Raw genomic sequence first — 20394 nt, 5'->3', positions numbered from 1 at the left:
TGACCATGTACGTTTACGATCAGTACGATCAGCGGATCGTCGAAGAGCGTGTCGCCCAGTTTCGCGACCAGACCCGCCGCTTCCTGGCCGGAGAGCTGGGTGGCGAAGAATACCGCCCGCTGCGCCTGCAGAACGGTCTCTACATCCAGCGCTATGCGCCCATGCTGCGGGTCGCCGTGCCCTATGGCCTGCTGAACACCACCCAGGTGCGCAAGCTGGCGCAGATCGCCCGTGACTACGACAAGGGCTACGCCCACATCAGCACCCGGCAGAACTTCCAGTTCAACTGGCCGGAGCTGGAAGACGTCCCCGAGATCCTCGCCGAGCTGGCCACCGTGCAGATGCACGCCATCCAGACCAGCGGCAACTGCATCCGCAACACCACCACCGACCAGTTCGCCGGTGTCGCCCATGACGAGCTGATCGATCCGCGCCCCTGGTGCGAGATCATCCGCCAGTGGTCGACCTTCCACCCCGAATTCGCCTTCCTGCCGCGCAAGTTCAAGATCGCCGTCAACGGCGCCGCCCTGGATCGCGCCGCCATCGAGGTGCACGACATCGGCCTGGAAGCGGTGCGCAACGAGGCCGGCGAACTGGGCTTCCGCGTGCTGGTCGGCGGCGGCCAGGGCCGTACCCCCCACACCGGTGAATTCATCTGTGAATTCCTGCCCTGGCAGCACCTGCTCAGCTATCTGGAAGCCACCCTGCGGGTCTACAACCGCTACGGGCGCCGCGACAACAAGTTCAAGGCGCGCATCAAGATCCTGGTCAAGGCCCTGGGTGCCGACGCCTTCGCCGAAAAGGTCGAGGCCGAGTGGGCTCACCTCAAGGACGGCCCCATCACCCTGACCGACGCCGAAGTGGCGCGGGTCTCCGCCTTCTTCGTCGATCCGGCCTATGTCGAGTTGCAGGACCAGGACGAGGCCCTCGCCCGCCTGGACGCCGAGCAGCCTGGGTTCGCCCGCTGGCGCCAGCGCAACACCTTCCGCCACAAGCGTCCGGGCTACGTCGCCGTGACCCTGTCGCTCAAGCCCACCGGCGTGGCCCCCGGCGACGTCACCGATCGCCAGCTGGACGCCATGGCCGACCTCGCCGATCGCTACAGCTTCGGCGAGCTGCGCACCTCGCACCAGCAGAACGTCATCTTCGCCGACGTCCGCCAGGACCAGTTGCTGGAGCTGTGGCACGCGCTGCGCGAGCACGGCTTCGCCACGCCCAACATCGGCCTGCTGACCGACATGATCTGCTGCCCGGGCGGTGATTTCTGCTCCCTGGCCAACGCCAAGTCGATCCCCATCGCCGAAGCCATCCAGCGCCGCTTCGACGACCTGGACTACCTGTTCGACATCGGCGAACTGGACCTCAACATCTCCGGTTGCATGAACGCCTGCGGCCATCACCACGTCGGCCACATCGGCATCCTCGGCGTGGACAAGAAGGGCGAGGAGTTCTACCAGGTCTCCCTGGGCGGCGACGCCGGCCGTGACGCCACCCTGGCCAAGATCCTCGGCCCCTCCTTCGCCCAGGACCAGATGCCCGAGGTGATCGGCAAGCTGATCAACGTCTACGTCGAGCAACGCACCGAAGACGAGCGCTTCATCGACACCTACCGCCGTATCGGTATCGACCCCTTCAAGGAGCGCGTCTATGCAAAGAATCATTAAGGGCGACCAGCTGGTCACCGACAACTGGCACCTGCTGCCCAAGGACGTCGCCTTGGCAGACGTCCCCAACAGCGACGACGTGATCATCCCGGCCGCCCTGTGGCTGGAACACGGCCATGCCCTCACCTGCCGCGACGGCAAGCTGGGCATCTGGCTGGACAGCGACGAAGAGCCGGAGAGCATTGCCGGCGACCTTGAGCATTTCGCCCTGATCGCCATCAACTTCCCGGCCTTCGTCGACGGTCGCGGCTACTCCTATGCCCGGCTGCTGCGCGAGCGCTTCGGCTGGACCGGCGAACTGCGCGCCATCGGCGATGTACTGCAGGATCAGCTGTTCTTCCTCAAGCGCTGCGGCTTCGACGCCTACGTGGTCCGCGCCGACCGCGATCCGGAAGCGGCCCTGGCCGGTCTGCGCGACTTCAGCGTGACCTATCAGGGCGCGGTCGACCAGGCGGAGCCGCTGTTCCGTCGTCGCCAGGCCTGACCGCCGCGGACGCAAAAGAAAACCCGCCGCGGCGGGTTTCTTTTTGCCTGGCCGTCATTCAACCAAGATCGACCACCACGCGCCCCACCATCTTGCCCGCCAGGATCTGGCTGATGGTATCGGGCAGTTCACCAAGGCCGACCTCGCGGGTCAGGCTGTCCAGGTCGTCCAGCTTCCACTGCACCGAGAGCTTGTCCCAGAGCGCGGCCTTGGCCATCAGCGGCAACTCGACGGAATCCACGCCCAGCAGATTCACCCCGCGCAGGATGAAGGGAAAGACCCCGGCTTCGAAGGTGGTGCCCGCCGTCATGCCGCAGCAGGCCACGCTGCCACCGTATTCCAGCGACTTGATGACGTTGAAGAGGATGTCGCCCCCGACGGTATCCACCGCCCCGGCCCACTGCTGATCCAGCAGCGGCTTGCCGACGCCATCGGCCAGAGTCGCACGGTCGAGGATCTGCCGGGCGCCCAGGCGATGCAGCCACTCCGCGCGCTCCAGCTTGGCGGTGGACGCCGCCACGTGATAGCCGAGCCGCGCCAGCAGCTTGACCGCCAGACTGCCCACGCCGCCACTGGCGCCGGTGACCAGCACGGTGCCGGCCTCCGGGGTCAGACCCATCTGCTCCAGCTTTTCGACGCACAGCGCCGCGGTGAGACCGGCGGTGCCCAGCACCATGGCCTCGCGCAGGCCGAGATTGTCCGGCCGGCGGATCACCCAGGCGGCCGGCACCCGGATGTACTGGCCGAAGCCACCGGGGGTGTTCATGCCCAGGTCATAGCCGGTGACGAGGACCTCGTCGCCCACGGCGAATTCGCCCGCGCTGGACTGCTCCACCACCCCGGCTGCGTCGATGCCTGGCGTATGGGGATAGCGCCGGGTCACGCCACGGTTGCCGATGGCCGAGAGCGCGTCCTTGTAGTTGAGCGAGGAGTAGCGCACCCGGATCAGCACCTCACCCGCGGGCAGGTCGTCCAGGGTGCGCGTCACCACCTCCTGCCGGAACGCACCATGGGCCCCTTCGGTCACCCAGAGCGCCTGAAAATTGCTCATCGCAGAACCTCCGTTGGAGTCTTGTTATCGGCCGCCAGTCCCTTGGACCTCAGCGCCAGCGGGTCGACTCGGCGAGGCGCTCCCACCAGGTGCTCACCAGCCGATCGACACCGACGCTGGCGGCCATGCCCAGGCGTTCGGGCAGCGACTTCTTCTCGACGAAGCGCAGCGAAAAGACCTCGACCACCTGGGCCCGTTCGGCCAGGTATTCGTCGCTGGTGCGCAGCTCGTCCACCAGCTGCTTGCCCAGCGCGGCCTGGCCGAGCCAGACCTCGCCCGTGGCGACCTCGTCGATATTGAGCTGCGGCCGGTAGTGGGCGACGAAATTCTTGAACAGCACATGGGTGGTATCCAGATCGTGCTGGAATTTTTCCTTGCCCTTCTCGTCGTTCTCGCCGAACACCGTGACGGTGCGCTTGTACTGGCCGGCGGTGAAGACCTCAAAGTCCACGTCATGCTTCTTCAGCAGGCGGTGGACATTGGGCAGCTGGGCGACCACGCCGATGGAGCCGAGGATAGCGAAGGGCGCGCAGAGGATGCGGTCGCCGATGCAGGCCATCATGTAGCCGCCGCTCGCCGCCACCTTGTCGACACAGATGGTCAGGGGGATCCCGGCCTGGCGGATGCGCGCCAGCTGCGAAGCGGCCAGGCCATAGCTGTGCACCAGGCCGCCGCCGCTTTCCAGCCGCACCACCACCTCGTCCTTGGGCGTCGCCAGGGTCAGCACCGCGGTGATCTCGTTGCGCAGGTGCTCGTTGGCCGTGGCCTTGATGTCGCCATGGAAGTCGAGCACATAGACCCGCGACTTGCCGGTCTCGCTCTTGCGCTTGGTCTTCTCGGCCTTGGTCTCGCGCTTGCGCAGGGCCTTGAAGGCCTCCTTGCCCAGCACGCTCTGCTGCAACCTCAGCCGCAGATCGCGATAGAAGTCATTGAGCTTCTGCACCTGCAACTGGCCGGCGGAACTGCGCCGGTTGCGGCCGCGCACGGCAGCGGTGAACAGCAGCACGGCGATGATGGCGACCACCACGGTGACGGTTTTGGCCAGGAAACTGGCATAGTCGGCAAGAAACTCCACGGACTCTCCTAGGATGGCGGCAGCAGTGCCCTGCCCAGCATACCGAGTCGCCCGACCGATAGAAACTCGGCGACTCCCAGGCGGTCTTCCTGCACGGGCTGGCCATTCGCAGCGATTAGGTCGTGCGCCTGCCCAGGGCTTTCAAACAAGCGTATGAATATCCGTTGACAGGCCTCCTGTCGCCCCCTACCCTCGGTCGAGTGCCCTGCCCCTCCGCCTGGAGTGGGCCTCATCGAAAAAGACCACAAGGACCCCCGCCATGAGCGCAGCCGAAGCCATCGCCACCCTGAAGAGCAAGTTCGACCCCTCCGCCGCGGCCGGCCTGGACCTCACCTATCAATTCGACGTCGAGGGCGGTGACAACTACTACGTGGTCGTCAAGGACGGCACCTGCGACGTCCAGCAGGGCGATGCGGCCGATCCGGATTGCACCCTGATCATGGACCAGGACACCCTGGCCGGCATCGTCAGCGGCGAAACCGACGGCATGCAGGCCTTCATGTCCGGCAAGCTGCGCGTCGAAGGCAACATGATGCTGAGCATGAAGCTGGGCGAACTCTTCCCCAACTGAGCGCCAGTCGTGAAAAAGCCGGGCCATCGCCCGGCTTTTTTGTGCCTGGAATTAGGTCTGCCGCAGCGGCGCGAACGGTGTGATGTTGCCATCCCAGTATCGTAGCGTGGAAAACGGCGCAGCCTTTTCCACTGCAGACTTCGCGGCAAAGGCCCTTCACCCCATCGCTCTCCCGTAGGGAGAGGGGGCTATTCGCGCAGGCGTTCAGCTCCATTCGCTCCGGCACGCCCGTGATCGGCCGGCGTGCCTCGACCGTAGGCACGCCCCCAGTCCCAAAGATCCAGAACGTGTGCGGCTTTTCCTGCCCTGGTTCAGGGACGGCGAGGCGCTGCGGCGGGAGTAAGATCGCCATCCCAGCCACCGCCAAGTGCGGCGATCAGCTGGACGCTGGCACTGAGGCGGCTGCCCAGCAGGGTCAGGTTGGTGCGCTCGTTGCTCAGGGCGGTGGTCTGCAGGGTGACCACGTCGAGATAGCCGATCAGCCCGGCCTGGTACTGGTTCTCGGCCAGTTGCAGGGCACGGCGCGCGGCATCCAGCGCTTCCTGGCGCACGCCGGCTTCGTCGCTGTAGGTGCTCAACTGCACCAGATAGTCTTCCACCTCGCGGAAGCCATCGAGCACGGTCTGGCGATAACCGGCGACGCTGGCGTCGTAGCTGGCCTCCGCGGACTCCACCTGGGCGCGTCTCAGGCCGCCATCGAACAGCGACAGGGCAAAGGACGGCCCGATCGACCAGAAGCGATTCGGCGTGCTGATCAGGTTGCCCCACTGGCTGGCGCTGTAGCCGCCGCTGGCACTCAGGGTCAGGTCGGGATAGTAGGCCGCTTCGGCGACGCCGATGGCGGCATTGGCGGCCATGACCTGGCGCTCGGCCTGGGCGATGTCCGGACGCCGCTCCAGCAGCGTCGAGGGCACGGCGCTCGGCAGCGGCGGCAACTCGGGAATGGCCTTGACCGCGGCCAACTGGAAGTTGGCCGGGACTTCGCCGACCAGGACCGCGATGGCGTTTTCCAGTTGGGCACGCTGATACGTGAGGTCGATGGCGTCGGCCTGGGTGCTCTTCAGCTGGGTGGTCGCCTGGGCCACATCCGCCGGGGTGACGATGCCGGCGCGGTACTGGTTCTGGGTCAGGCGCAGGGAACGCTCGTAGGCGGCCACGGTGGCGTCGAGCAGGCGCTGCTGGGCGTCCAGCACCCGCAACTGCAGGTAGTTGGTCGCCAGTTGCGTCTGCAAGCTCAGGCGGGTGGCCGCGAGCTCCGCGGCGCTGGCCTGGGCGGAAGCCCGATCCGCCTCCACCTGGCGCCTCACGCGACCCCAGAGATCCAGCTCCCAGCTCACCCCCAGGCTGGCGTCGTAGGCGTTGCTGATGGTGCCTGTGCCACCGCTGCTGAAGGTGCTGCTGGTGCCATTGGAGTTGCGGATGACGGTGTTGCTGCCCGAACCACCCCCGCGCCCGGAGCGGGTGGCGCCCAGGCTGCTGGACAGGGTCGGGAACAGCGACGCCCGCGCCTGGCTGACCAGGGCCAGGGATTGCCGATAGCTGGCCTCGGCCTGGGCCAGGCTCTGGTTGCGCTGGTTGAGCTGGACCATCAGGCGGTCGAGGGTCGGATCGTCATAGCGCCGCCACCAGTCGCCACGGATCTCCAGGTCCCTGGGCGCTGCCGCCTGCCAGCCTTCGGCATGGCGATAGGCGACCGGCACCGCGGTGGTCGGCCGCTGGTAGTCCGGGCCCAGGGTACAGCCGGCCAGCAGCAGAGCCAGGGTCAGCGTCGGCAGGCGCAGGGTTGGGGTCATAGCGGCGTATCCAGGGCAGCGTCGGTACGGATGCCGCGCCAGCGATTGACGCGGCGGCGCAGGCGTTCGAAATAGAGATAGACCACCGGGGTGGTGTAGAGCGTGAGGATCTGGCTCAGCACCAGGCCGCCGACGATCACCAGGCCCAGCGGTTGGCGCATCTCGGCGCCTTCGGTATCGCCGATCAGCAGCGGCACGGCACCGAGGATGGCGGCCATGGTGGTCATGAGAATGGGCCTCAGGCGCAGCAGGCAGGCCTGGCGGATGCCCTCCTCGGGCGTCAGGCCCTGCTGGCGTTCCAGTTGCAGCGCCAGGTCCACCATCATGATGGCGTTCTTCTTCACCACCCCGATCAGCAGGAACAGCCCGAGCATGGAGATCAGGCTGAACTGGCCGCCGGTGAGCTGGATGGCGAGCAAGGCCCCTACCCCGGCCGACGGCAGCGTTGAGAGGATGGTAAGGGGGTGCACGTAGCTCTCGTAGAGCACGCCGAGCACGATGTAGACCAGCACCAGGGCGCCCAGGATCATCAGCGGCTGCCCGGACACCGTGCTGGCGAAGATGTTGGCCGAACCGCCCAGGCGCCCCTGGACATCGCTGGGCAGGCCGATGGCCGCCACCGCGCGCTGCACCGCCCGGGTCGCCTGTTCCAGGCTGACATCCGGCGCCAGGTCGAAGTTGATGCTTTCCGAGGCGAACTGGCCATCGTGGGTGACGCGGTCCTCGGCGAGGCTGTTGGTGTAGTAGGCGAAGGCCGACAGCGGCACCTGGGCGCCGCTGTCGGTGATGACCCGCACCTGTTCGAGGACGGTCGGATCCTGGGCATAGCGCGGATTGATCTCCATCACCACCTTGTACTGGTTGAGCGGCTCGTAGATGGTCGAGATCTGCCGCTGGGCGAAGGAGTTGTTGAGCACCGCGGCCACGGTCTCCATGTTCACGCCGAGGCGCTTGGCCTTCTCGCGGTCGATCTGCAGGGTGATCTGCTGGGTGCTGCCTTCGCGGCCATCCACCGCGGTCAGCTCCGGCAGCGCCTTGAGCGCGGCCAGCACCTTGGGCTGCCAGGTTTCCAGCAGCCCGACGTCGCCCGAGAGTAGGTTGTACTCATAGGACGAGGTGCTCTGCTGGCGACCACCGAATCTCAGGTCCTGGTCGGCCATGAGGAACAGCTGGGCGCCCGGCACCTTGGGCGCATTGGCACGGATGCGCTCGATGACCTTCTGGGCATCCAGCTGGCGCTCGGCGATGGGCTTGAGGCGAATCAGCATCACCGCGTTGTTCACCCCGCTGCCGGAGCCGGAACTGCCGACGAAGCCGGAGGCACTGGCCACCGCCGGATCGGCCAGCAACGATTTGCGCAGGATCTCGATCTTCGGCTGCATCACCTGGAACGACAGGGCGTTGTCGCCGCGGATGAAACCGATCAGCTGGCCGGTGTCCTGCTGCGGCATGAAGGTCTTGGGCACCACCACGTAGAGCGCCACGTTGAGCGCTATGGTCGCGATCAGACTCAGTAGGGTCAGGCGCCGATGACGCAGGGCCCAGCCGAGGCTGCGGTCGTAACCCGCCACCAGGCGGCGATGGGCCCGCTCGCTGAAGCGCTGCAGACGACTTTCGGTGGCGGGATCGTGGGGCCTGAGCCAGCGCGCGCAGAGCATGGGCGTCAGCGTCAGGGACACCACCAGCGACACCAGGATGGCCGCCGCCAGGGTCAGGGAGAATTCGCGGAACAACTTCTCGACGATGCCGCCGATGAAGAGGATGGCGACGAAGACCGCCACCAGGGACACGTTCATCGACAGCAGGGTGAAGCCCACCTCGCGGGTGCCCTGGTAGGCCGCCTTGAGCGGCGCCATGCCGTTGTCGATGTGGCGGGCGATGTTCTCCAGCACCACGATGGCATCGTCCACCACCAGCCCGGCGGCCAGGATCAGGGCCATCAGCGACAGGGTGTTGAGCGAGAAGCCGAGGAGGTACATGACGGCGAAGGTACCCACCAGGGAGATGGGCACCGCCAGGGCCGGGATGACCGCGCTGCGCAGCCGACCAAGGAACAGCCAGACCACGCCGATCACCAGGAAGACGGCGATGATCAGGGTCAGCTCGGCTTCGTGCAGGGTCGCCTTGATCACCCCGGATCTGTCCATGGCCACTTCCAGGCGCGCGCTGGCCGGGACGATGGCTTCCAGCGCCGGCAGGCGCGCCTTGAGCGCGGCGATGGTCTCGATGATGTTGGCGTTGGCCTGGCGATTGACCACCAGCAGCACGGCGCTCTGGTCGTTGTAGAAGCCGGCGTTGTAGCGGTCTTCCACCGCGTCGCTGACCTTGGCGACATCGCGCAGGCGCAGCGTCGCGCCCTCCTGGTAGCGGATGATCAGCGGGGCGTAGTCAGCGGCCTTGAACAGCTGGTCGTTGGCCTGGATCTGCCAGTTGTGCTCGTCGTTGGCCACCGCGCCCTTGGGGCGGCGCTGGTTGGCGCTGTTGATGGCGGTGCGGACATCGTCCAGCGCCAGCCCGTAATGCTCCAGCTGGCGCGGTTCCAGCTCGACGCGCACCGCCGGCAGGGAGCTGCCGCCGATCTGCACCTCGCCCACGCCGTTGACCTGGGACAGGCTCTGGGCCAGCACCGTGGACGCCAGGTCGTAGAGCTCGCCCTTGCTCAGGGTCTTGGAGGTCAGCGAGAACACCATGATGGGTGCCTGGGACGGATTGACCTTGCGATAGCGCGGCATCTGACGCATGCCGCTGGGCAGCAGGTTGCGCGAGGCATTGATGGCCGCCTGCACCTCGCGGGCAGCGGTATTGACGTCCTTGTCCAGATCGAACTGGATGATGATCTGCGTCGAGCCCTGGCTGCTGCGGCTGGTCATGGAGCTGATGCCGGCGATGGTGCCCAGGGAACGCTCCAGCGGCGTGGCGACGCTGGAGGCCATCACCTGAGGACTGGCGCCGGACAGGGTCGCCGAGACCGTGATGGTCGGAAAGTCCATCTGCGGCAGGGGCGCCACCGGCAACAACCGGAAGGCGATGGCGCCGAGCAGCAGCAACGCCAGGCTCAGCAGCAGGGTCGCGACCGGCCGGGCGATGAAGGGCGCCGAGAGATTCACCTCAGGCCGTCCTGCGCCGGCGCAGACGCTCGCCCAGGCTGTCGAAGGCCAGGTAGATCACCGGGGTGGTGAACAGTGTCAGCACCTGGCTGACCAGCAGGCCGCCGACCATCACCAGACCTAGCGGCTGGCGCAACTCGGCGCCGGCCCCGGTAGCCAGCATCAACGGCACCGCGCCGAACAGCGCCGCCAGGGTGGTCATGAGGATCGGCCGGAATCTCAGCAGCGCCGCCTGGTAGATGGCCTCCTCCGGCCTCAGTCCCTGGTGGCGTTCGGCATCGAGGGCGAAGTCGATCATCATGATGGCGTTCTTCTTGACGATGCCGATCAGCAGGATGATGCCGATCACCGCGATCAGGCCGAGGTCGTTGCCGGTGAGCAACAGCGCCAGCAGCGCGCCGATGGCCGCCGAGGGCAGTGTCGAGAGGATGGTCAGCGGATGGATGAAGCTCTCGTAGAGCACCCCCAAGACGATGTACATCACCACCACCGCCGCCAGGATCAGCAGCAGGGTACTGGACAGCGAGGCCTGGAAGGCCGCCGCCGCGCCCTGGTAGCGGGTGTTGATGCCCACCGGCAGGCCGATCTCCTGCTTGGCCGCGTCGATGGCCGCCACGGCGGCGCCGAGGGAAACGCCGCTGGCGAGGTTGAACGACAGGGTCACCGCGGGGAACTGGCTGAGGTGGTTGATCACCAGGCGCGTCGGCCGCTGCTCCATCTTCACCAGGCTGGACAGCCGCACCGGGGCGCGACCGGTGTCCGTGGTGGTCTCGGTGGTGCTGGCCGTACCGGTGCCGCTGCTGCCGCTGGACGAGGTACCGCTGCCCGCCTTCACCCAGACCTGGCTGAGGGCGTCCGGCCCCAGGCTGTCGGCGGCGGCGCTGGCCAGCACCACCCGGTATTGGTTGGCCTGGGTGTAGATGGTCGAGATCTGCCGCTGGCCGAGGGCGTCGTAGAGGGCGTCGGTGATGGCCGAGACCTGCACGCCGAGGCGCGCCGCGGCGTCGCGGTCGATGGTCAGGTACAGCTGCAGCCCCTTGTTCTGCAGGTCGCTGGTGACATCGGTGAGTTCCGGGCGCTCGTGCAACGCCTCGATCAGGCGTGGCACCCAGGTGTCGAGCAGGCTGGCATCGGGCGAGTCCAGGCTCAGCTGGTACTGGGTCCGGCTGACCCGGTCCTCGACGCTGAGGTCCTGCACCGGCTGCATATAGAGGGTGATGCCCACCACCTTGGCGACCTCGGGCCGCAGCCGGTCGATGACCTCCTGGGCGGTGACGTCGCGCTCGCCCTGCGGCTTGAGGTTGATCTGCATGCGCCCGCTGTTGAGGGTGACGTTGTCGCCGTCGACGCCGATATAGGAGGACAGACTGGCCACCGCCGGGTCCTGCAGCACCACCTCGGCCAGCGCCTGCTGGCGCTCGCTCATGCCGCGGAAGGAGATCGACTGGGGCGCCTCGGTGATGCCCTGGATGGAGCCGGTGTCCTGGGCCGGAAAGAAGCCCTTGGGCACCAGCAGGTAGAGCACGGCGGTGAGCACGAAGGTCGCCACCGCCAGCAGCAGCATCAGCGCCCGGTGGGCCAGCGACCAGCGCAGCGCGCGGCCGTAGCCGGCGATCAGCCGTTCCAGCCAGACCAGCCGGTGCTCGCCGGCCTGTTCGCGCTTGAGCAGCCGGGCGCACATCATCGGCGTGAGCGTCAGCGAGATCACCAGGGAGATGAGGATGGCCACCGCCAGGGTGATGGCGAATTCGCGGAACAGCCGGCCGACCACGTCCTGCATGAACAGCAGCGGGATGAGCACCGCGATCAGCGAGACGGTCAGGGACACCAGGGTGAAGCCGATCTGGCGGGCGCCCTTGAGCGCCGCTTCCATGGGCGTGGCGCCCTCTTCCAGATGCCGGGAGATGTTTTCCAGCATGACGATGGCATCGTCGACGACGAACCCGGTGGCGATGGTCAGGGCCATCAGCGACAGGTTGTTCAGCGAGAAGCCGGCCAGGTACATGGCGCCAAAGGTGCCGATCAGCGACAGCGGCACCGTGACCGAGGGAATCAGGGTGGCGCTGAAGCGGCGCAGGAAGACGAAGGTGACCATCACCACCAGCCCCACCGCCAGCAGCATCTCGTGCTGGACGTCGGTGACCGCGGCGCGGATGGTCTCGGTGCGGTCGCTGAGCACGGCGATGTCGAGACCGGCCGGCAGGCTTTCCTTGAGGCTAAGCAAGAGCGCCTGGATGCGGTCGACGGTCTGGATGACGTTGGCGCCGGGCTGGCGCTGGACATTGACCAGGATGGCGCCGCTGCGATTGGCCCAGGCGGCCAGGCGGTCGTTTTCCGCGCCCTGGGCGATGGTGGCGACATCACCCAGGCGCAGGGCGCCGTTGTCGGCGTAGTTGAGGATCAGGTCGCCGTAGGCCTTGGGATCGCGCAACTGGTCGTTGGCATCCAGGGTGGCGACCCGGGTGGGGCCGTCAAAGCTGCCCTTGGGCTGGTTGGTGTTCTCGCTGGTGACCAGGCTGCGCACGTCGGCCAGGGTCAGGTTGTGGGCGGCGAGCTTGTCCGGATCGACCTGGATGCGCACGGCCGGACGCTGGCCGCCGGCCAGGCTGACCATCCCTACCCCGCTCACCTGGGCCAGCTTCTGCGCCATGCGGGTATCGACCAGGTCGTAGAGCGTGGGCAGCGGCAGCGTCCTGGAACTGATCGCCAGGGTGACGATGGGCGTATCCGCCGGATTGACCTTGTTGTACACCGGCGGCGCCGGCAGGTCGTTGGGCAGGAGGTTGTTGGCCGCATTGATCGCCGCCTGGACCTCCTGTTCGGCGACCGACAGGTCCAGCTCCAGGTTGAATCTGAGGGTGATGACCGAGGCGCCGCCGGAGCTGGTGGAGGCCATCTGCGACAGGCCCGGCATCTGCCCGAACTGACGCTCCAGGGGCGCGGTGACGGCACTGGTCATGACATCGGGGCTGGCGCCCGGATAGAGGGTGAGCACGCGGATGGTGGGATAGTCCACCTGCGGCAGGGCCGCGACCGGCAGCAGGCGATAGGCCAGCAGACCGGCGATGAGCAGTGCCACCATCAACAGGGTGGTGGCGACCGGGCGCAGGATGAAGGGGCGCGAGATATCCATCGCGGCCGGTCAGCCCTGGGTCTTGCCGGGCTTGCGTACCGCCGGCTTGGCCGGTTCGCTGGGCGCCGCCGAGGCGCCGGTGACCACCTCCACCTCGTTGCCCTCGCGCAGGCGATCGGTGCCTTCGGTCACCACCCGGTCACCGGCGGCCAGGCCCTCGGTGACCACGGTCAGGCTGCCGTCATCCGGCCCCAGCTTGAGGCTGCGCACCTGGATCTTGTTGTCGGCACCGACCACGTAGGCGAAGATGCCATTGGAGCCGAACTGGATGGAGGCCGAAGGCACCACCAGGGCCTGCTCCAGCACCTGTTCGCGCACGCGCACGGTCACGAACTGGTTGGGGAACAGCGCCTCGTCGCCATTGGCGAAGCGCGCGCGGAACTTGAGGGTGCCGGTGGCCGTGTCGATCTGGTTGTCGAAGCTCTGCAGGGTGCCGTCGGCGACCTTGCGCGAACCCCCGCGATCCCAGGCTTCGACCGGCAGGGTCTGGCCGGCGCGGGCGCGCTTGAGCAGTTCGCCGAGCTGGCTTTCCGGCAGGGTGAAGACCACCGAGATCGGCTGGGTCTGGGTGATGACGGCCACCACGGTGCTGTCGTTGGCGGACAGCAGGTTGCCGCCGTCCAGCTGGCGCAGGCCGACGCGACCGGCGATGGGCGCCTTGATCTGGGTGAAGGCCAGATTCAGCTTGGCATCGGCCACCGCCGCCTGGCTGTTCTTGAGCGTGCCGCGGTACTGGTTGACCAGGGCTTCCTGGGTATCCAGCGTCTGCCGGGCGATGCTGTCTTCACGGAACAGGCCCTGGTAGCGCTTGAGGTCCAGCTCGGCATTGCGCAGCTGCGCCTGGTTCTGCTGCAGGGTGCCTTCGGCCTGTTGCAGGGCCACCTCGTAGGGACGTGGATCTATGGTCGCCAGCAACTCGCCGGCCTTGACCTTCTGGCCTTCCTCGAAGGCCACCCGCACCAGTTCGCCGGCGACCCGGGTGCGCACGTTCACGGTATTGAGCGCCGTCACCGTACCGATGGACTTGCGCACGATGGGAAAGCTGCGCTGCTCCACCGCCACCACCCGTACCGGCGTGGGGCCGGTCATGCCGAAGGGCGAACGCGGGCCCTTGCCGGCGGCGACCTCGTTCTTCTGTGCGTGCTGGTGATACCAATACCAGCCACCCGCGGCCACCAGCGCCACGAGGACGAGCAGCCAGACCAGTCGGCGACGGGAGGAAGAGCGAGGCGAAGAGTCGGACATCGAGAATACGTACACGCTGGGAAATGCGGAAGATAAGCAGTAGCGAGACGGCTAACCAGCCCCTTTACCGCGTTTTTACCTAAAGCAAAACGGGCAGGCACAAGAGGCGCCTGCCCGTCTCGAAGCGCCCACCGCTCTGGGCGGTGGATGGCCGGCGATCAGCCGAGAACGGCGAGTGCAGCCGCGTAATCCGGCTCCTGGCCAATCTCCGGAACCAGCTCGCTGTGCAGCACCTTGTCCTGCTCGTCCAGCACCACCACGGCGCGGGCGGCCAGGCCCTGCAACGGACCGCTGGCGAGGGCGACGCCATAGTCCCGCAGGAATTCGGCACCGCGCAGGGTGGACAGGTTCACGACCTTCTCCAGGCCCTCGGCGCCGCAGAAGCGCTTCTGGGCGAACGGCAGGTCGGCGGAGATGCACAGCACCAGGGTGTTATCCAGCTTGTCGACTTCGGTGTTGAACTTGCGTACCGAGGCCGCGCAGGTCGGGGTATCGACGCTGGGGAAGATGTTGAGCACCTTGCGCTTGCCGGCGAGGCTGGCCAGGGTGATGTCCTGCAGATCGCCATTGACCAGGCTGAACGCCGGGGCCTGCTGACCAGGTTGCGGCAGGTTGCCCTGCACCTCGACCGGGTTGCCACGCAAATTGACGGTTGCCATGAACGGCTCCTTTCTCATGAGACGGGACAGGGAGTAAACACGTTTTCCGCAGGCGATCAAAGCGTTACGCGTACCCACTTCAAAAATCGCGGCGATAGAAGAAATCCAGGGAGTTGGCCAGACCGCTGGCGATCTCGAGATAGAGCCGGCGGGTGAGCTGGTAGCGCAGGGCCACGGTGTTCGCCGAAGCGAACACTCCGACCCCATAGCGCACCGACAATCGGTCGGTGAGGTTACCCGAGGCCACCACGCTGGTCTTGTCTCCCGAACCCGCCGTATCCAGCTGGAAGTTCTGGATGCCCAACCGCTGCGCCAGGGCGCCGGCGGTACCGGAACTGCCGGCCAGGCCCAGGGCCAGGGCCGCCTGGCCGAGCACGTTGTTGTCCCCTTCGCTGCCGCTGGACAGCGGACGACCCAGCACCAGGTAGGCCAGCGCCTGCTCCTGGCTCATGCTCGGCTCGGAGAACACCTCGATGCGCGGCTGCTGGGCGAAACCCGAGAGCCGCAGGCCCGCGGTGACGTTCTGCTCCTGCACCACCCGCACGGCTTCGACGTCGATATAGGGCTGGGCGATGGGGCCCTGGAAGAACAGCCGGGCGCGTCTCATGGTTAGGCGCTGGCCATAGGCGTTGTAGCGGCCGTTGCGCAGATTCAGCTCGCCGCGGGTGTCGAGGTTGTCGCCGATGTGCACCTTGCCGACGATCTCGGCGGACAGCCCGAAGGCATCGAAGGTGAGCTTGTCGGAACCGACCAGCACGTCGACGTCCATGGCGATCTGCATGGGCTGCTGCCTGGCGGGCGCTTCCTGGCCGACGATGACGGCATCGTCCGACACCTTGACCGTGGACGGCGGCAGCTGCTGGACCTGGATGCGCCCGCGCGGCACCCGGACCTCGCCGGCCAGGGCCAGACGGCCGTCCTTCATCAGGATCTTGAGATTGGGCGCCACTTCCAGCTGGGCATAGGGTTCGACGTTGACCGGCAGCTTGTCGCCGGTGACCGCCACGTTGACGTCCAGGCCATTGGCCCAGCCGACGCTGCCCTGGATCTGGCCACGCCCCTGGGTCCCGCTGCGCCAGCCGCCGTCGAGAACGGCGCTATCGCCCTGGATGCGAGCGGTCAGGCCGAGATCCTGCAGGCGCGTCGGCACGCTGCCGCCGCCGATGTCGCCACCACTGAGCTGGATCTGGCCATTGACCCGCGGTTGCAGCAGGGTCCCTCCCAGCTCGCCCGCGCCGTTGATCTTGCCCTCGAGGTGTTCGATGCCTTCGACGAAGGCCTTGCCCAGGGCCAGATTCAGGCCCTGCAACTGGAAACGACCGGCCAGCGCCTGGCTCGGATCGCGGGGATCCAGCCGGGCCTGGACGTCGAGCCGGCCGAGATCGGCACTGGTCAGGCGGACCTGGGTGTCGACCTGCTGCGGCTTCAGGGCGCTGGTGACGTCCAGACTGTCGTAGCTGAAGGTCTGCCACTGCCCCGCCGCGTCGCGCAGTTTGACGCTGCCCCGCCCGGCCTGGAGCCGGATCTCGCCCTCGGGTCCGGCCTTGGGCAGGCGCAGGTCGACGTCGCCATCCAGCGTTCCCTGCCAGGCCAGTTCCGGCGGCAGCAGCGGTTGCAGACTGGCGAGCGGGAAGGCGCGCAGGTGCCAGGCTAAACGGGTGTCGGGCAGCAGTTGCTGATCGTCGCCACAGAGGCTGGCCGCGCCGGACCGCCAGCAGTGCCGGCCCAGCTCCAGGCGCCCGTTGGCCAGGCGTTCGATGCGCGCCGGGCTCTGCAGGGTCCAGTTCTGGCCGCTGGCGGCGACCGAGCCGCGCGCGAGCTGGCCCTTCCAGTCGCCGTTGTCGGCCAGGGTACCGCCGGCCGCGAGCGCCAGGTTGAGCGGCGCGCCCTTGAGCGACAGCTCGGCCTGCTGCTGGCGACGATCGCCCTGCCCCTGCAGGCGCAGGACGCCGAAGTCGCGCCCGGCCGCCTGCAGCCCCTGGGCGGTCAGGTCCAGATCGCCGCGTTGGCGATCATCCAGCGTCGCCGCCAGGGTCAGGCTGGCCATGCGGTTATCGGCATAGGCGAGTTGGCGCCCGTCGAGGCGCAGCTGGCCAGCCGGCGCCTTGAGGGTGCCGGCCAGATCCAGGCGGCCCTGGGCACTGCCGGACAGATCGGGCCAGAGTTGGCCGAGGCGGCGCAGGTCCAGTTGCAGCTGGCCTTGCAGCCGCTGGTCGAGGGCGCCTTGCCCCTGGATGCGGTTGTCACCCAGGCGGATGTCCAGCTGCGAGACCTGCCATTGCTCGTCGGCGCCCTTGGCCTTGGCCGTCAGCACGGCCGGCTGGTTGCGCAGTCGGCCCTTGAGATCCAGATCGGCGTCCAGCTGCAGGCGGCCATCCTTGAAGGCACCGGAACTGCGCAGCGGACCGGCCAGGCTGCCGGGCAATTGGGCGACCCAGAAGGCCGGATCCAGGCGACTCAGATCCAGGGCCACCTGCCAGCTCACGCCCTCGGCGAAGCCCAGGTTGACCTTGCCCTGCGCCCGCCCCTGACCGGCCTGGAGATCCAGCGACGGCAGGTTGAGCTGGGTGGTATCGCCACTGAAGGGGGTGGCCAGGGTGAAGGCGCCGGCCGGACCGGTGGCGGCGGCCTTGAGATTGCCCAGGTAGGCGCCGTCCCGGTAGGCCACCTCGCCTTGCAGGCGCTGCAGGCTCACCGGGGGCTCCGCCATGGGATAGAGCCGCCGCCAGGGGAAATCCTGCCAATTCAGGGTGGCATCGGCCGCCAGCCCCTGGTGCCAGTCGACCTGTCCGGCCAGCGCCACGCGCTGGTCGGGCGCGGCCTGCAAGCGCAGCGCCGCGATCTGCGCGCCCTGGGCATCGACCCGGCCATCCAGATTCAGCGCCACCGGACCGCCCTCGCCCGGCAACCGTGCCTGGCCGACCAGGGCGTAGCCCGCGGCCAGATCGCCCCGTGCGGTCAGTTTGAGGTCGTTCAGCCGCAGGGTCTCGGGCAGGCTGGCGGCCGCCTTGAAGCCATCGGCCACCAGTTGCAGATCGGCCGGGACGTTTTCCACCAGTGGCTGCACCGTGCCGGTCAGGCGGCCGGGCAGATAGCCGCTGCTGTCGGCCTCCAGCTGCAAGGTCTTCTGCAATTCGCCGTCCAGCTTGAGCGCCAGCGACCAGGGCGCAGCCTCCGGCGCGGGCAGGCCGAGGGTGCCCTGCAACTGCAGCGGCCAGGCGCCGCTGGGCTGCAACCGGCCGTGAGTATCCAGAGTGATGCCGTGGGCCATGCCGGCCAGGCGCTCGATGGCGATGCCATCGGCCTGCCAGCGGGCCTGGAGTTCCAGGTCGCGGGCCTGCTCGGCGCCGTTGTAAAGGATCTCGCCGATCCGTACCTCACCTAGCTGCACCCCCAACGGCAAGCCGAGGCTGGGCAACTGGATGGGTCCGCTCCGCTCGGGCGCAGGCTCCGGACTGGGCGCCTGCTCGATGGCGACACGGGAGGCGACCAGGGTATCGAGGCACAGCTGCAGCCTGAGCAGGCAGCCGGGTCGCCAGGCGAATTCGGGCGCCTCGACCGTGACCCGGGTGGCACCGCCGTCCCAGACCAGCTGCCGGGCCTGCCAATGGCCACCCAGGCGCCCCTGAAAATCGACCAGGGTCAGACCCGGGACCCGTTCCAGCAGCAGACGGCTGACGCTGCCGTTGCCCAATACCAGGGCCAGCAACAGGATCAGGGCGCCCAGCAGGGCGGCCAGTACGCCAAGGATGACACCGCCTACCGACTTCACAGCTCAGGTCCTATGGAAAAGTGCAGGCGGATGCCGCCGGGTTCGTCGAGACCATGGGCCAGGTCGACGCGGATCGGCCCGACCGGCGAGACCCAGCGCACGCCGACGCCGACGCTGGTCTTGAGTTCGTAGTTGTTAAGGTCGTTGAAGGCGCTGCCCTGATCGATGAAGGTGGCCAGGCGCCATTTGTCCCGCAGGGGATACTGGTACTCGACGCCGCCGGCGACCAGGTAGCGGCCCCCCACGTAGTCGCCTTCATCGTTTTCCGGCGACAGGGTCTGGTAGTCGTAGCCGCGAACGCTCTGGTCGCCGCCGGCGAAGAAGCGCAGTGACGGCGGCACCTTGTTGTAGCCATTGGTGAAGTTGCCGCCCAGTTGCAGGCGTCCGAGGAAGCGGTGCCCATCGCCCACGGTGATCAGCCCGCGGGCCAGCGCCGTGGCATGGATCATGTTGGCGTCCGAGAGCAGTCCTTCCTTCGCCGCCGAGACGCCGAATTGCAGACGGTAGCCGCGATTGGGGTCGATGCGGTTGTCGCTGCGCAGCAGGGAGAAATCGACCCCCGGCATGACCAGGTTGGACGTGCCCTCGTCATTGCCCAGGCGATAGCTTTCGTTGCGCCACTTGAGCGAGAGCACCCGCTCCCAGCCGTTGGGAAACTTGCGATGCCACTCGGGGCCCACGGTCAGCAACTGGCTGAGGGAGTCGTCGTTGGCGATCTGCTCGTACTGGTAGCCGCCGGCGAAGCGGAACTTGTCGTTGATCGGGTCCTGTCCGGGAATGTCGTACCAGGTGGCGATGCTCTGGCGGGGCGCCGACAACTCCGCTTCCGCGCCCAGGCTGTGGCCCTGGGGATTGAGCCAGTGGTTTTCCCAGGTGAATCTCAGCCGTGGGCCGACATCGGTGGAATAGCCGGGGCCAAAGCCGAAGGTGCGCGGCTTGCGGGTCCGCAAGGTGACCGTTACCGGCACCTCGGCCGCGCCTTCCTGCTTGGGATAGGTGTCGAGTCGCGCGCCGTCGAAGAAGCCGCTGGCCAGCAGGTTGCTCTGGAAATCGGCGATCAGCTCGGAATCGTAGGGCGTGCCCTGGGCGAAGGGCACCATGCGCTGAAGCAGATCGGGATCGAAGGGCGCATCCCCTTCGAACGAAACCTTGCCAAGAACGAAGCGTGGCCCGCTGTCGAACACCAGGGCGATATCGGCAAAGCCGGTGGCTGGATCAATGCGCAACTGATGCTGGGTGAAGGTGCCGCGAAAGAAGCCATAACGCTGCGCCTGATTCTGGATCAGGCTCTTGGCGTCTTCGTAGAGGCCCTGGTTCAGCGGCTGGCCAGCCTTGAGTCCGGCCGGAATCGGCTGGCGAAAGGCGCGCAACTCGCGCGCCGGGCCTTCGATACGGATATCCACGTTGCGCAGCCTGACCGGCTCGCCCGGCCGTACCTCGACGACCAGCCGTGGCGTTTCGCCCAGCTCGACGCGGCTCTCGATCTGCGCGTGGTAGTAGCCGAGCGCCTGGGCCGCCTGTTCGGCCTGCCGTTCCGTGGCCGGACGCAGGCGCTGCAACCCGGCGACATCCCGCCCCTCGACCGAGCCGATATAGGCCTGGATGTTGTCTCGCAAGGCGTTATTGGCGGGCTGGACGCGAACGCTGACTTCGGCCGGTGCCGCCCAGGCCGCGCCGTGCAGACAACAAATTCCAATCAGGGCGCGGCGTAGAGCGTTCGGCTTATTCATACAGGGATGCTAACGGGCGTTGCGCTGTGAGACAAACGGGAGTGACCAGGGTTCGCCAGGTCGCCGCTTCGGCAACAGGCTTTCTGCTAGGCTAGGGCCATCCACGTTTT

At 67.4% G+C, this 20394-nt stretch carries 12 protein-coding genes; 3 read left to right on the top strand and 9 right to left on the bottom strand.

All coding sequences use genetic code 11. The annotated features are described in order from the left end of the window. The first annotated feature begins 5 nt into the window (after nt 1-5). Nucleotides 6-1664, top strand: a complete 1659-nt coding sequence (locus FHR73_RS05695; protein WP_183629952.1) for a nitrite/sulfite reductase — start codon at nt 6-8, stop codon at nt 1662-1664. Beyond that, entirely contained in the window at nt 1648-2148 is a 501-nt protein-coding gene (locus tag FHR73_RS05690; RefSeq protein ID WP_183629951.1) for a DUF934 domain-containing protein, read from the top strand. The genes FHR73_RS05695 and FHR73_RS05690 overlap by 17 nt, the downstream gene beginning before the upstream one ends. Nucleotides 2149-2206: 58 nt before the next feature. Here FHR73_RS05690 and FHR73_RS05685 read toward each other — a convergent pair whose 3' ends face one another. Both FHR73_RS05685 and sohB read right to left on the bottom strand, forming a co-directional pair. Then, complete coding sequence (locus tag FHR73_RS05685; RefSeq protein WP_183629950.1) at nt 2207-3199, bottom strand: YhdH/YhfP family quinone oxidoreductase; 993 nt, start codon at nt 3197-3199, stop codon at nt 2207-2209. 49 nt (nt 3200-3248) lie between these two features. Continuing rightward, a complete protein-coding gene (sohB, locus tag FHR73_RS05680) occupies nt 3249-4274 on the bottom strand; it encodes a protease SohB (RefSeq protein ID WP_183629949.1) in 1026 nt (341 codons plus the stop codon). A 259-nt stretch (nt 4275-4533) separates the two neighbouring features. On the opposite strand from sohB, the gene FHR73_RS05675 reads away from it, so the two are divergent. Beyond that, nucleotides 4534-4845 (top strand): SCP2 sterol-binding domain-containing protein, encoded by a 312-nt coding sequence (locus FHR73_RS05675; RefSeq protein ID WP_017640561.1) that lies wholly within the window; start codon nt 4534-4536, stop codon nt 4843-4845. A gap of 311 nt (nt 4846-5156) precedes the next feature. Here FHR73_RS05675 and FHR73_RS05670 read toward each other — a convergent pair whose 3' ends face one another. From FHR73_RS05670 to FHR73_RS05640, 7 genes are all read right to left on the bottom strand, one after another. Further along, complete coding sequence (locus tag FHR73_RS05670) at nt 5157-6638, bottom strand: efflux transporter outer membrane subunit (protein WP_183629948.1); 1482 nt, start codon at nt 6636-6638, stop codon at nt 5157-5159. Next, nucleotides 6635-9745, bottom strand: a complete 3111-nt coding sequence (locus FHR73_RS05665; protein WP_183629947.1) for an efflux RND transporter permease subunit — start codon at nt 9743-9745, stop codon at nt 6635-6637. The genes FHR73_RS05670 and FHR73_RS05665 overlap by 4 nt, the downstream gene beginning before the upstream one ends. A 1-nt stretch (nt 9746) precedes the next feature. After that, nucleotides 9747-12878, bottom strand: coding sequence for a multidrug efflux RND transporter permease subunit (locus tag FHR73_RS05660; RefSeq protein WP_183629946.1), 3132 nt, complete (start codon nt 12876-12878; stop codon nt 9747-9749). Nucleotides 12879-12887: 9 nt separating this feature from the next. After that, a complete protein-coding gene (locus tag FHR73_RS05655; protein ID WP_183629945.1) occupies nt 12888-14123 on the bottom strand; it encodes an MdtA/MuxA family multidrug efflux RND transporter periplasmic adaptor subunit in 1236 nt (411 codons plus the stop codon). Nucleotides 14124-14281: 158 nt separating this feature from the next. Further along, on the bottom strand, nt 14282-14782 hold the full coding sequence (gene tpx / locus FHR73_RS05650) for a thiol peroxidase (protein ID WP_183629944.1): 501 nt from the start codon (nt 14780-14782) through the stop codon (nt 14282-14284). A 79-nt stretch (nt 14783-14861) separates the two neighbouring features. Next, nucleotides 14862-18554 (bottom strand): translocation/assembly module TamB domain-containing protein, encoded by a 3693-nt coding sequence (locus tag FHR73_RS05645; RefSeq protein WP_183629943.1) that lies wholly within the window; start codon nt 18552-18554, stop codon nt 14862-14864. Beyond that, nucleotides 18551-20284: an autotransporter assembly complex family protein gene (locus tag FHR73_RS05640; protein ID WP_183629942.1), complete on the bottom strand. Its 1734-nt coding sequence runs from the start codon at nt 20282-20284 to the stop codon at nt 18551-18553. Before FHR73_RS05640 ends, FHR73_RS05645 begins: the two co-directional genes overlap by 4 nt. Nucleotides 20285-20394: the final 110 nt, after the last annotated feature.

Origin of the sequence: Pseudomonas sp. AS2.8, from assembly GCF_014190935.1 — a bacterium.
Classification (GTDB): Bacteria; Pseudomonadota; Gammaproteobacteria; order Pseudomonadales; family Pseudomonadaceae; genus Chryseomonas.
The sequence above is the reverse complement of the archived record's forward strand: the minus strand, read 5'-3'. Positions and strand labels throughout refer to the sequence as shown.